Raw genomic sequence first — 13,645 nt, 5'->3', positions numbered from 1 at the left:
CCTCCCCGTCCCGCGGCTCCTCCCCGTCCCCCGGCGCCGTCCGTCCGCGGCGCGGTGGCGTGTGCCCGTCTCACAGCAGCTTCTCCCCACAGGTGATGCAGTAACGGGCCTCGCCGCCGGCCGGGGTGCCGCACGCGCCGCAGCGCGGGCCCGGTCGGGCGAGCACCGCGTCGGCCGGGAGCGAGCCGGGACCGGAGACGGCACGCAGGATCAGCGGGCCGAGGGAGCGGGCGTCCACGGGCCGCAGCCGGACCCGCCCCGCGGCGGCGTCCTCGACGTCGGCCACTGTGCGGATCTCCTCCAGCACCCAGTCCGAGCCCAGCCGCGCGGCGAGCCGTGCGGCCTGCCCCAGCCAGTCCTCGGCGGCCCGGCGCTGGTGGGCCTCCAGGGCGACGAGCCCCTTGCGCAGCGCGCCGCGCATCCGGCCGGTGGCGTTGAGGGCGCGGACGGAGTCCGCCCCGGCCGCGGCCTGCGGCGGGGACGACTCGGGCAGGTGCCAGCGGGCGACGACGGGATGGTGGACGTGGCGGCCGATGGAGACCATGGCGAACTGCAGCGTGGTCTCCAGCGGGTCACCGTCGGCGTCGGCGACCAGGGTGAGCAGGTAGTCGCGTCGGCCCTGCTCCCACTGGTACGTGGGAAAGCTCCACCGGATCGGCCGGCCCGGCTGGGGCAGCCCGCCCAGGCGGTGCGGCCGGGGCGCCTTCTCGCTGATCGAGACCTGGCGCACACAGGGCCGTACGGTCACGTCGATCGGCAGCAGCGGCGCGTGCACCCGGCGCAGCCGCTGGATGGCGGCCGTGATCGACCGGTCGAGACCGCCGTCGGCGAAGTCGGCGCTGCCGTGCAGCCGTTCGGCCAGGGTCAGCAGCGGGTCCGGGTCCCAGTCGGCGCCCACGGCGAACACGTCGCAGGTGAACTGCCCGGCGCAGCGGTCCAGTTCGTCCGCCAGCGCGCGAGAGGTGCCCCGGGCGGCGCTGCTGCCGTCGGTGATCAGCACCAGATGGCGTACCGACAGCGGGCGGTCGGCCAGCAGCGTCCGTGCCCGGGCCACCCAGGGGGCGTACCCGGCGGGCCGGGGGCCGTCGCGGTGCAGCGGCAGCGAACCGGTGACGAAGACGGCCCGGCGCCGCTGCTCCCGGTCGGCGACGGCCCACTCCTCGCCGCCGCGCGGATAGCACAGGACCGGCTCGGGGCCGCTGCCGAGCACGGCGAAGGAGATGCGGTCGGGCAGGGCCTTCAGCGCGGCCGGCAGAGCGTGCCGTACGGCCGCCCGGTTGGCCTCGGCGACGTCCACCGCGATGATCACGGCGAGTTCGACCGCGGGCAGGTCGGTGGGCACGCCGTCGGCGTCCACGTCGACCCGCAGATGGGCCTCGATCTTCGCGTTGCGGTGCGGGCGCACGTCGTGGTCGAGGTCGACATGCAGGCGGATGCCCGGCTGCGGCGGCCGGGTGGGGCTGCTGCTCATGTGCGGCGTCACCGCTCCTTCCCTGCGCGTTCGTTCACTTCCCTACGGCTTCCGGACGGCCGCCACACGGCTTCCGGACCGCCTCCACACGGCTTCCGTACGGCCCCACACGGCCCCCACACGGCTTCCGGACGGCTTGCGGACGGCTTCCGTGCAGCTTGCGCACGGCGGGGGCGCCGTGCGGCCTCACCCCTCACAGCAGGGTCTGTGGCCGTACGGCGTGCATGAGGTCCACCAGGTGGTCGTGGGCGGCCACCGACTCGCGGTGGCGGACGGCCAGTTGCCGGTAGTGCGACTCCAGCTGCCGGCGCAACGCGCGCTCCGGGCCGGAGAGCCGTCTGAGCCGGCGGGCGTCCAGTCGCCCGGTGCCGCCGCCGGCCGGCCCGGGCCGGTCCTCCAGGCTGTGCAGCGCGTCGAGTTTCCACTCGTGCAGTTCGGTGCTCAGCCGCAGCGCCTCGTCCTCGGACAGGCTCGGCTCCCCGGCCCCCGGGCCGAGCCGGACCAGGCCGCGCAGCTCGGCCAGCGCGGCGTCGACCTCGCCCGGCGCCGGCAGCGGATCCCGCTGACCGGGCAGCCGGGCCGCGCGGATGCGCAGCGAGGCGATCCGGGCGACGGTGTGGTCCAGGGTGCCGGGCCGGACCCGGCCGAGCACGTCCAGGGCCGCCCGGCGGTCGCCGCGCCGCAGCGCGAGCCGGGCCAGGCCCAGTGCGGCGCCGCCGTGCGCGGGGTTGCGGGCGAACACCGCCTCGTACAGCTCCCGGGCGGTGGGTCCGGCCGCGTCGTCGCCGAGCCGCTCGGTGCAGTAGGCCAGGGCCAGTTTGGGCGCGTACTCGCCGGGCAGTTCGAGGCCGACCTGCACGAAGTGCGCCTTGGCCACGGCGACCGGACCCGGGTCGCCGGACAGGCCCGCGCGGCGCAGCGCGACCAGCGCCCGGTGCCACTCCAGCCGCCAGCGGCGTACGGCGGACGGCCCCGGGATGGAGTCGGCGATGTCCAGCTCCTCCTCGGCCCGGCGCAGGTCCTCCCAGGTGTTGCGGCCCAGCAGGACGCGGACGTTGTGCAGGCAGATCTCCACCGAGCGGGGTTTTTCGTCCTCCTGGTCCAGGAGCCGGTCCGGGTCGTAGCCGCTGCTCACCTCGAACCGGGCGGTCTGCGGATCGCCCGGATACCGCCTCGGCACGGGCAGACAGCCGGCGATCTCGGTGGGCGTGGGCGCGCCCAGGTCCAGGGCCGGGGCCACCGGCGGCGCGTACCGGTCGCGGCGGGGGCGGTCCAGCCAGTGCTCGATGCCCGGGACCATGCCGAGGCGGGCGCCCAGCAGATGCGGCGACGGCCGGAAGTAGTCGGAGGGTTCCGGCGGGTCGCTCTTGCCGCGCAGCGCCCTGATCTCCCGGAGCGCGCCGCGCAGTTGGCCGGCCATCTCCCGGGCGTCGGTGAAGCGCCGGTGCGGGTCGGGGCGGACGGCGCGCTCGACGACGTGCCGGAAGGAGGCCGTGCCCAGCCCGGGGGCCACGGTGACGGCCCAGCGGGCCAGTTCCCGCAGGGTGACGCCGACGGTGTGCAGGTCGTGGGCGACGGTCGGCAGGCCGGAGGCCGCGGTCTCCGGCGCCATGTAGTCGGGCGTGACGTGGGCGGGCGGCCGGGTCTGGCCCTCTTCCCGCATGCCGCCCAGGTCGATCACCTTGACGCCGTCCCCGTGGTGCACGACGTTCGACGGCTTCATGTCCCCGTAGACGAACACCTTCTCGCCACCGGCGTGCAGATGGGCCAGGGCCTCCAGGATCTGGCAGCCGTACGCCGCCACATGCTCGATGTCCAGGACCCGCTCGCCCCGCCGGGTCTCCTCGACGACCTTGGCGAGGGTGCCGTCGCCGACGTCGTCCATCACGATGTAGCCGCCGGTGATCCGGCCGGAGTCGTCCCTGCGGGCGACGAAGTCGCGGATCTGCACGATGCGCGGGTGCCGGATGGCGACCAGATTGCGGCGTTCGACGTCGGCCAGCCGGGCGCCGTCGTGCTCGTACCGGTTGAGCAGGCCCTTGACCGCGACGACGTCGCCGAGGTGGGTGTCCTCGGCGAGGTAGACCCAGCCCTGGCCGCCGTGCGCGATCGGGCCCATGATCCGGTACTGGTCGCGCAGCAGGTCGCCCTCGGTCAGCTCCGGCTCGTAGGAGTAGCGCTCGCCGCACGCCGGGCAGAACCCCTTGATCGGCACCGGCCCCTGCGTGTACGGCGGGGCGAGCGTGATGCCGCAGTCGGCGGCCGAGCAGACCATACGGATGCGCAGCGCCCCCTCGGGACGGATCAGCCGTGCCGCGGGCGGGCGGGGCGCGCGCTCGGGCAGCGCGAGCAGGTCGCGCGGGCCGAGCTGCCGGGGGTCCTCGGGCAGGGCGGGCAGGCCCGGTCCGTCCTGCGCGCGGCCGCAGTCCGCGCAGTAGCCGGTGGGCAGGACGGGACCGCCGCAGGGAGCCCCGTCGAAGCGCCGGTGCCGGCAGGGCGCCGTCTCCTCCTCGCTCCCCGCGGCCGCCCCGCCCGCGCGGGCCGGGCGGGGCGGTGCCTCACCGGTCCGCATGGCGGCTCAGGTCGGCGCGCAGGGATCCCAGCAGCCGGTGCAGGGCGCCGAGCTGCTCCTGCGGGTCCGTGAGCGCCTCGATCCGGCGGCGCTCGGCCCGGCGCACGTCCGCCGTCTGGGTGGCGGCGCTCAGGGAGGCGCTGTCCACGACACCGCGGCGGATCGCCCGGCTGAACTCCGCGTGGTGCAGCCGGTCGAGGAGCGTGTCGGCGTGGTCGAGCAGCGCCGGCCGCAGCAGCCGGTCGCGGGCGGCCGCCCAGCCGGTGCCGCCCTCGTGGCGGAAGACCAGGAACTGCCGGAAGCGCAGCGTCCGTAACCGCTGCAGGAGGTCGATCAGCAAGCCGGGCTCGGGCTCGGCGTCCACGCCGTCCACGAGCACGGTCACGGGCCGCACGGGAGCCTGCTCGGCCGCCCGCGCCGGCCGGGGCCTGGTACCGCACAGCCAGTCCCAGTACGCCAGGTAGGCGCCGGGCGGGTAGGGCACGTGGCGCAGGGCGTGGTCGGCGAGGTCCGGCCTGCTGCCGCCGCCGCGGTGGACGACGTCGGCGAGGTGGCCCAGGTGGCGCAGCGAGCGCTCCTTGCCGCTGCCCGGCGGCACCACCGACACCTTCACCGGACCCTCGTCCGGATCGGCGAACCATCGCCGCACCCGGTCCTCGAAGGGGCGGTCCCAGGCCGCCGGGTCGCTCAACCCGGCGACGACCGGGGACAGTTCGGCGATCCGCCGCACGGGCACCAGATACGAGAAGGCGATCCGGCTGTCCTCGGGCAGCGGGGCGCGCGTGTCACCGCGCCAGCTGACGACGAGGCCCACCACCCGGGTGGGCCGGTCCTCCGTCGGCCGGGTGCACACGCCGGCGCCGCTGAACCCCGCCCGCACCACCTCCGCCTTGGTACGGGCGTCGAGCTGCACCCGCTCGCCGCTGACGCCACCGATACGGCCCCACAGCGTCACGCCGTCGTCGAAGGCCTCCGCGTAACCGGTGGTGAACACCTCCGCGCCGACGCTCAGGCGCCGGTCCGGCGGGGCGGGGCGCGCCCGCGGGCGCGGACTGTCCAGCCGCAGCACGGCGACGTCCTCGCCGCCGCCCGGAGCGTCGGGCAGCCAGCCGCCGGGCGGCACGCGCGCGGCGACCGGCTCCAGCTCACCGTTCTCGGCGAATTCCAGCCACATCACGGCCCTCGGATCGCGCACCACATGGGCGCACGTCAGCGCCGTGTGCTGGTCGACGAGCACGCCGGCACCACAGACGGGGCCGTGCGCGTCGCCCCGCCGCACCCTGAGTCTCCAGTCCGCACGCAGCTCCCCCATGCTGTCTCACCCTACGCGCGGGCCTCTCCGGTCCCTAGACTCCTGACGGAGATCGGACCGGCCGATCGACGGAAAACATCGGGGGGTTGACATGAGCGACGCCGCACCGATCGGTCTGGCGGAGGCCATCGGCACGGTCCGCGCGGAACTCGCGCGGGCCCAGGCCGAAGGGGCACGCAGCGACTGGCGGTTCACCGTGGAGAAGGTGAGCCTGGAGTTCGCGGTCCAGTTCCACCGGGCCGGCGAGGGCGGCGCGGGCCTGCGCCTGGGCGTGGTCGAGGCCCGGCTCGGCGGCTCGGTCAGCCACGACTCCACCCACCGCATCCAGGTCGACCTCAAACCCCTGCCCGGCCCCGGCGGCCACGAGCACGAGGTGAGCCGCGAGACCCCCGCCGCGCCCCACCGCCCGGCGGGGCCGCAGGACGGGTCGCTGGCGCGGGGGTAGGTGCTGTCCGACGGACCAGCGGGCACTGTGCCCAGCCGGGGAGGGCGCGTGGTGCCCGCTGAGCCGCGCACATGGATTGCCGACGCGCCTGCACGGACAGGCCGGCGGCGCCGCGCCGGTGAGAGCCAGGATCGTGTACTTGTGAGTGCGGAGGACAGACGGTCTGTGTGCGTTGTCAACAGGTCGCCCTCTGGAGGGTGATTACCCACCCGTGTACGCTGGGTGCATGACGGACACTGCCGCTTCATCGGTCGGGCCGCTGGTCACCGGCGCCGAGATCGCTCGGCTGGCCGGAGTCACCCGGGCTGCCGTCTCCAACTGGCGTCGGCGCTATGACGACTTTCCCGCGCCCGCGGGAGGCGCCGCGAACAGCCCGCTCTACGCGCTCGCAGAGGTCCAAGAATGGCTGGACAGGCAACGTAAGGGGCAGGAGGTCTCACCCGAGGTCGAGCTGTGGCAGGCCATGCGGGCTGTATACGGGGAGCAGATGATAGTGGGCCTGGCCCAGGTCGCCGCATTGTTGTCCGGAGAAACCGGAATCACAGTGCCGGACCACATCGTCGACCGCGTGCAGGCGCTCGCACGAACGGATTCGCCCGCCGATCTTGTGAACGGACTGACCGAACGGTTCATGGACTCCGCTCGGCGTGCCGGCTCCGACCAGGTGACGCCCGAGCGGGTGGTGCGTGCCGTGTGCCGCTTCGCTCCCGAACTGCCGCCCGGCGCCGTTGTCTTCGATCCCGCCTGCGGTATCGGGGTGCTGCTCCTGTCCGTCGCCTCAGAAGCCGGCACGCGGTGCACCGGACAGGAGATGGATTCCGACAGCGCCCGCTTCGCGCAGCTCCGTGCAGACCTTCTGGGTCGGACAGGCGTGCACATCGTGGCAGGTGACTCACTGCGCGCGGACAAATGGCCGGACCTCAAGGCTGACCTCGTCGTCTGCGACCCTCCGGCTGGCGTGACCGAGTGGGGGCGGGACGAACTGCTCCTCGATTCTCGTTGGGACCTCGGCACACCGTCCAAGGCCGAAGGCGAGCTCGCGTGGCTCCAGCACGCCTACGCGCACACGGTGCCCGGCGGCCACGTTCTCATGGTGATGCCGGCCTCGGTCGCCTACCGAAAGGCGGGGCGCCGTATCCGAGCGGAGCTCGTACGCCGGGGTATCGTGCGGCAGATCGTCGCCCTCCCCCCGGGTACGGCGACCTCGCACGCTCTGCCTGTCCACCTGTGGTGTCTGCAACGTCCAGAGAACACGGGAGCAGCGGACTCCCATCGCACGGTGCGCATGGTCGACTTGACGGACAACAGTCCCGACGGGGACCTGGAACCACGTCCTGACCAGGTTGTCGACGTACCCCTGATTCAGCTCCTCGACGACACGGTGGATCTGACACCCGGGAGCCATCTCCGCCCCCGGTGTCGCGACTACCCCGGCGAGTACGCGGCCCTGCGCAAGGAGCTGGAGGACCGGATCCGTCGACTGGCCTCCTTGCTGCCCGAGCTCGCTGCGGGCGGCGGGCCGGGTTCGCTGGACGGCGCCACCACCAGCGTCGCGGATCTGGCCCGTGCCGGGCTCGTGGCGTATGACGGTCAGCAGCCGGTCTCGGCGAGCGAGCAGCTCGACACGGACTATCTGCAGGGTTTCCTGCGCAGCTCTGCCAACGCCCGCAGGTCCACGAGCGCGAGCGGCACGTACCGCTTCGACGGCAAGGGCGCACGCATCCCGCGCATGGGCATCGACGATCAGCGCCGATATGGTTCTGCCTTCCGGGCCCTGGCCGAGTTCGAGGAGGGAATGCGTAAGGTCGACGAGCTGAGCCGGCAGCTTGCCGAGGTGGCCCGCGACGGGCTCGCGACCGGTGCCCTGGCACCGGAAGGTGGGACCAGGGCCGTGCGGTCGATCAGCTGAGGTGCGAAAGGAACGGGCTGGCCGTCCCGCTCCATGACACGCTCAGGGTTTCGCGAGCACGTGTGCAGGCGACGAAGAGCAGACAGCGCTCACGGAGAAGGTCGGCCTCGTGCTGAAGAGGGTCCGCCTCCCGCGGGGTGATCTCACGACTGAACGGAACGGAGCCTTCGGCAACACCGAGCACGGACACTGCGCGGAATTCCAGCCCCTTCATCGCGTGCATCGTTGCAAGTCGCACGCCCTCGGACCCCTGCGCGACCTGACCTTTGACCCGCAGCACGGGGACGCCGGCGGCCTTCAGTTTGTCTTCGGCCGCGTCCAGGGAGAGGTTGAAGCGCGCGCACACGCCGATCTCGTGCGGTGCGAGGCCCTCGGCGAGCAGCGTCCGGACCCGCTCCACCAGCGCCTCGGTCTCCTCCTGCCGAGTGGCGTACCCCTGCACCTGGGGCCGGTGACCGTGGAGCAGCGAGCGGTACCCGGCCAGCGAGTCCGTTCCCTCGCCCTCCAGCGCTTCGACGTCGACGGGTGCGAGGAGACGGGCCGACCAAGCGAGGATTTCCTCGGTGGACCGGTAGTTGACGCGCAGCCGGAAGCTCCGGCCGGTCGTGCTGATGCCCAACGAGCCGAGCGAAACCCGGGAGTCGTAGATCCGCTGATGCGGGTCGCCGGTGACGAACAGGTCGTCCGGGCCGGGGGTGACGGCGGCCCGCAGCACACGCCACTGCGCGGGGTGCAGGTCCTGTGCCTCGTCGACGACGACATGGGCGTACGGGGCCGGGCCGTCGGCGAGGAGTTCCGCTGCGCGGGCGCAGATGCGCAGGTGCGTCGTCGCGCCGCGGCTGCGCAGGAAGTGCTCGAACCGCTCCACGGCTCTCCACACCTCCCGACGGCGCGTGGGACCAAGACCGGTTCCGCGGCCCCGGCGGCTCGCGCCGAGGTAGGCGTCGAGATCGCGCAGGTTCTGACCGAGGATGACGTGCCGGTACTCCTGGGCCAGGAACTGGGCGCTGAACGGCAGATCCAGCTGCTTGACCGCCTTCTCCCACAACTGCCGCTGCTCCCGGTCTCCGAGGGGCTTGGGCGCTGCAGCCGAGTCGGCGCGCACGATGCCATGAGCGAAAGCGTCGACCGTTGTCACATCCACCCGCGCCAGCAGTTTCTCGTCCTCGTCGAGCAGGAGACCGAGCATGTCACGCAGTCCCGTGGCGAGCGCGTTCGTGTAAGTGGTGAGGAGGATGCGGCCGTCGTCGGAGCGGCCGAGCAGGTGCTTGACCCGGTGCAGGGCCGCCACGGTCTTGCCGGTACCAGGTCCGCCCGTGACCTGGACGGGACCGCCGTACGAGGCGCGGTAGGCGACGCGCCGCTGGGAGGGGTGAAGGAACACCCTCCAGGCCGCGAAGGGCTTTACCAGGATCTCTTCCAGCTCCTGCGGTCCGGTGACCAGTCGGATACGCGCCGACGTGTTGGCGATCACCGTGGCCAGGTCCTCGACAGGTTCGGCGGGCGCGTCGGCGGGGCGGCGGACGGCCACGACGTCCCGGTAGACCTCGTCGGGGCTGAATCCCTCAGCGAGGTACTGGAGCACCTCCAGTTGGTCCTCCGGCAGGAGCGTGGCGAACGCCTCCAGTTGCGCCTTGTCCACTATGGAGCGGGCGGCGCGCAGAACCTGGTCGTCGATACCGAGTTCGCGCAGAGTGCCGTCGGAGACATCCGCGAACAGCAGTCGGGGTGCGTTGCGTGCGGCCGTTTCGTACAGCGGTGTGAGCTCGTCCAGGGCGACGGCGTTGCGCACCTCCAGGGCCCGGGTGGCCGAGTTCGCGCTGTACAGGCGCTTGGCCGCCCAGGTGTAGGCATCGTCGTGCGGCAGGACGTTGACCAGGAGGAATGTGTCGCTGCCGTCGTCGGGGGCGAGGACGACGCCCCTCCAGAAGTCAGTGATGCGAATGGTACGCATGCGCGAGTCGCGGGCGTTCTCCACGGATTCGAGGTGCAGACCTTTGTCCGCGTTGAGCTCGGCGACGCTCATGGCCTGGAACTTCGCCATGGCCTTGCGTACTCCGGCTCGGATCGGCTTCTCCAGGGTGTCGTAGCCGTCCCAGAAGCTTTGGGCGAAGGCGAGCCGGGGCATGACGTCTCTTCCTTTCTGCTGACGGTTCTTGAGGATCACATGTGGCCGGCGTCCCCGGCCAGCCGTCCGGCGATCTGCCGGAGGCTGGTCAGGAGCTGCGCCGGTTCTCGGGAGAGGTCGAGGCTGTGCTGGTAGAGGCGCATCCCTCGTCCGTCCCTTCCCACCGTTCCGCGCACCTCATGGAACCGTTCGGGCCGGCGCCCGGCCGCGTACACCAGATGCGCCTCACGCAGGCCGAGCACCGTGGCGTAGGTGAGAGCCTGGTAGAGGTCCGCGTGGGGAAGACCGTCGCCCTTCTCCACCTTGTACTTGGCGTCGACGACGGCGAGCGGAGTACGGCCGTCACCGCTCCGCACGACGAGGTCCGGACGTATCCGCACGAGACGGGCCATGTCGAGGTGATGGGGGTCCTGCAGGCGGGCGGTCAGTCCGTGCTCCCGAAGAGCCTCGCGCAGCGCCACCGTGACGAAGTCCTCGAACAGTTTGTTCATGTCCAGGAGGAAGCCGTCCACCGTGAGTGGGTCGGCTCCGGCCGGCCGGTGCTCCGGGGAGGTGCCGCGCAGGACGGCCTCGGCGAGCCGAAGCGCGGGCACGTACCGCGCGTTGAGCCGTGACGGCTGCCAATACGGAAGTTCCTGCCCCCGTATCAGCGGCTGGGCGTCGCACAGGCGTACGCGCTGATGGGCAAGCCGTCGTCGGACGGCACCCGGTACGTCCGGCAACCGCAGCAGCCGCTCGGTGGCGGCACGCAGGATGCGGTTCTCCGCGGTGTCGGCGGTGTAGGCGTCGTAGGCGATCTCCACGGGCGGTGTCCGGCCGAAGTGCCGTCGGATCTGCTCGGCTTCGCGCAGCCGACCACGCATGACCAGTGCGGTCTCCTGCACTTCCCGGTAACCCTGCAGGACCCCCTGCCGGAGAGCGCCGTCGATCTGCCGCTCCACGGCGTGCGCGAGGGCGGGGACGACGTCGTCGTACGCGCCGGTGTCGACGGAGCCCTCCTTGCTGTCGCGCCAGGCGGCTGCCGGGTCGAGGCTGAACCCGAGCAGGAAGAAGAGCCGGGTCACCGGTGTCTTGGGCACAATCCTTACGACCGTGCCGCCGGAGGTGCGTACGGCACCGACCCGGCTGCCGGCTCGCAGGAGCCAGTGTCCTTCCCGGCCCGGGTCGGGTACCGCACTCTGCAGAATTCCCGAAGCGGCCAGAGCACGCCCGGCCTCGGAGCTCAGCCGGACGGATACGGCAGGCCCGTACTCGCGCAGGGAGACCTCGCTCATGGGCGCCGTCACCGGAGCTGTTCACGCAGGGCGTCGAGGCCGTAGCGCGCGACGACGTCGATGCCCTCGCCGTAATGGTGTTCCTCCAGCAGCGGCAGGATCTTCGTCCGCCAGACCCGCTCCAGGCCGCCGTCGCGGTAGGCGCCCGGCTTCATCAGGTACGACGGCCCGATGGCGAAGTCCGCCTCGTCGATGCGGGCGTTGAGGGCGTCGAGGAGGCGGGCAGGCTCCAGGTCCTTGCCCTCGCGGCGGAGCCAGCGGCCGAGCAGGCCGGCGGTCGGCTCGGCGCGCGGGGACAGCTCCACAAACGCGAAGCGGCGGCGCATCGCCGCGTCCACCAGGGCGATCGACCGGTCGGCGGTGTTCATGGTGCCGATCACGAAGAGGTTGGGGGGCAGCGCGAAGTCGTCTCCGGAGTAGGTGAGACGGACTGACTTCGTCCGGTATTCGAGAAGGAAGTACAGCTCGCCGAAGACTTTCGCCAGATTGGCCCGGTTGATCTCGTCGATGATCAGGAAGTGCGGGATGTGTCTGTTCCCCTCACGCGAGGCGAGATCGGCAAGCTCCCGGAGCGGGCCTGCGGTCAGCCTGAAGGCGACCTCGTGCGTCTCTGGGTCCTCCAGGGGCCGGAACCCCTCGAAGAAATCCTCGTAGGCGTACGACGGATGGAACTGCACGATCTTGACTTGCTCCGGGCCGCCGCCGAAGTACTCGGCCAGCCTCATCGCCAGATACGTCTTGCCGGTGCCGGGTGGACCGTAGAGGACGAGCTGCCGTTCGTCGACAAGCAGTTCACGCATCTCCTCGAGCCAGGCACGGTCATGGACAAGGAGGTCGGCCGCGAAGGCCTCGGTGATGTGCGGCAGCGACAGCTCACGCGGCGCCGGCCGCTCCACCTCCAGCGTCTCACCTGGGGCCGGCGTCGTGGGGCCCTGCGGTGCGCTGAGCTCGTCAAGCGCTTCCAGAACACCGGTGAGGTCGACGACGTCGTGCTGTACGGAGAGCTTCTGCTGCAGTTCCTCCGGCAGCTCCTCGTAGGCATGGCTCTTCGGCAGCCAAGCGACGGATCGCCGGATATTGGACAACCCGCCCGGTGACGAAGCCTGCACGGCGTCGCCGGTGATCCGCCCGACGTGCAGCCACCCGTCCGCGATGGTGGCGATGGTGTCGCCGACGCGCATCTGGGTCAGAAAGGCGTGCAACTCGTCGACAAGACCGCGCTTCTGGTTGTACGAGGCCGCGCCTTCGTACGCCTCCTCCACGAAGCGGCGCAGCGTGCTCTTGGTGGGGTCTGTTTCCTCCAGAGGCGGCAGGTGCGAGGCCGCGAGGGAGACCAGCCCTTCCTTCAGCCACAGTTGCCGCACCAGGTTGTGCCCGGAGACGTTGGATCCGCGCACCAGCCATGCCTTGCGCGGAGAGCGCCATCCGGTGGACAGGTAGTCGGCGAGGGGATGGCCTTCCGCGGTGCGCCAGGACTCGGGGCCGGAGGCGTCATAGCCGTACACGAGCGCGGCGGCGGCAGAGGAGGAGTTGCACTCGATGTCCCGAGTGGTCACCCAGCGGCGCGGCGCGTGCGGACGGTCGGGGTCGGGTGCGGCGTCGACGAGGATGCCACTCGCCCGAAGGTCCGCCCGGATGCGTCGAGCGTGGTCACCGAGACCGGGCCAGGCCTCGGCGGCGACGACGGACCCTTCCCGCAGCAGGAACTTGTACGTGCCGTTGCCACCGAACTCGGCGAGCAGATGTCCGCGTGCCTCGCCGCCGTCCTTGGGCAGCTTGATGCGGAACTCGGGTGTGCCGGGGAGAAGTTCGGGCTGAGGCATGGGCGACCTTGGAGGTGGGCGAGGCTTGCGATGAGGCTCTCACTCTATCTGTTGACGACGTCAAGTGACCCTCAATCAAGCAAGTAAACAAATGAGTCGCAATCTGTTGACGGTGTAAACGCGCCGGGTCTATCGTCGTGTCTGTGCCCGGCCGACCGGTCACCGGATGTCCGGGCTCTCGAACGCTCAAGTGGGGGGCACTATGGGTGGGGACACAACGACCGAGGCCGCACGGCGCGCTCTTGAGGCTGAACTGCCGTCGGTCATCGAGAGGCTGAGGCGCTCGGCTTCTCGGGGCGGCGTCGTCAGTCACCGGGATTTCGCCCAGGAAGCGGTACGACTCGGGCTCACCAGCGATGAGCAGCAGCGCAGGCTGCGCCACGGACTCGCCGCCGTCGGTCTGCGGGTGAGGCCGTCGCGCCGGAAACGGTGCCGGACCTCCTCCGCGGGAGGTGTCGCCACCACGGAGCCGAGGGCGATGGGACAGGGACAGCCCCCGAGGGCACCCGCCGACCCGGCTGCCGGGCCCGCGCCCGTCATGAGCGCGGCGGCCGAACGCCTCGCCCAGGCGCGGCGCATGCTGGCCCGCTATGCCGACGAGGACGGCACCGTGGGCAAGCTGGCCCACGAGGGCGTCGTGCGGCTCCACGGGCTCAGCCCCGCCGAAGCACGTGAGTTGGCGGCGGCCTTCCCGATCACCCGCCCCCGCCC

Annotated in this window: 8 protein-coding genes and 1 pseudogene; 3 read left to right on the top strand and 6 right to left on the bottom strand. The window is 72.0% G+C overall.

Annotation, left to right across the window (positions count from 1 at the left end):
• Window positions 1–70: 70 nt before the first annotated feature.
• From GV126_RS32285 to GV126_RS32275, 3 genes are all read right to left on the bottom strand, one after another.
• Complete coding sequence (locus GV126_RS32285) at window positions 71–1,471, bottom strand: vWA domain-containing protein (protein WP_159674494.1); 1,401 nt, start codon at window positions 1,469–1,471, stop codon at window positions 71–73.
• Between the two features lie 193 nt (window positions 1,472–1,664).
• A complete protein-coding gene (locus tag GV126_RS32280; protein ID WP_159674493.1) occupies window positions 1,665–4,043 on the bottom strand; it encodes a serine/threonine protein kinase in 2,379 nt (792 codons plus the stop codon).
• Complete coding sequence (locus GV126_RS32275; RefSeq protein WP_159674491.1) at window positions 4,030–5,355, bottom strand: S1 family peptidase; 1,326 nt, start codon at window positions 5,353–5,355, stop codon at window positions 4,030–4,032. The genes GV126_RS32280 and GV126_RS32275 overlap by 14 nt, the downstream gene beginning before the upstream one ends.
• A gap of 91 nt (window positions 5,356–5,446) precedes the next feature.
• On the opposite strand from GV126_RS32275, the gene GV126_RS32270 reads away from it, so the two are divergent.
• Window positions 5,447–5,800 carry a trypco2 family protein gene (locus tag GV126_RS32270; protein ID WP_159674489.1) on the top strand — a complete coding sequence of 118 codons (354 nt, stop codon included), beginning with the start codon at window positions 5,447–5,449 and terminating at the stop codon, window positions 5,798–5,800.
• A gap of 226 nt (window positions 5,801–6,026) precedes the next feature.
• On the top strand, window positions 6,027–7,709 hold the full coding sequence (locus GV126_RS32265) for an N-6 DNA methylase (protein ID WP_159674487.1): 1,683 nt from the start codon (window positions 6,027–6,029) through the stop codon (window positions 7,707–7,709).
• On the opposite strand, the gene GV126_RS32260 is transcribed toward GV126_RS32265, so the two are convergent.
• The 3 genes from GV126_RS32260 to GV126_RS32250 are packed head-to-tail and all read right to left on the bottom strand — an operon-like array spanning window position 7,702 to window position 12,934.
• Window positions 7,702–9,837 (bottom strand): UvrD-helicase domain-containing protein, encoded by a 2,136-nt coding sequence (locus GV126_RS32260; RefSeq protein ID WP_159674485.1) that lies wholly within the window; start codon window positions 9,835–9,837, stop codon window positions 7,702–7,704. The genes GV126_RS32265 and GV126_RS32260 overlap by 8 nt on opposite strands.
• Before the next feature lie 35 nt (window positions 9,838–9,872).
• Entirely contained in the window at window positions 9,873–11,111 is a 1,239-nt protein-coding gene (locus GV126_RS32255; protein WP_159674483.1) for an McrC family protein, read from the bottom strand.
• An 8-nt stretch (window positions 11,112–11,119) separates the two neighbouring features.
• Window positions 11,120–12,934 (bottom strand): DUF4357 domain-containing protein, encoded by a 1,815-nt coding sequence (locus GV126_RS32250; protein WP_159674481.1) that lies wholly within the window; start codon window positions 12,932–12,934, stop codon window positions 11,120–11,122.
• A 478-nt stretch (window positions 12,935–13,412) separates the two neighbouring features.
• Here GV126_RS32250 and GV126_RS35970 point away from each other — a divergent pair.
• Window positions 13,413–13,645: pseudogene (locus GV126_RS35970) on the top strand (sigma-70 family RNA polymerase sigma factor); the annotation flags it as partial.

It is taken from the genome of Streptomyces mexicanus, assembly GCF_902506575.1.
GTDB lineage: Bacteria > Actinomycetota > Actinomycetes > Streptomycetales > Streptomycetaceae > Streptomyces > Streptomyces mexicanus.
Note: the sequence above shows the minus strand (reverse complement) of the source record. Positions and strands in the feature narration are given on the sequence as shown.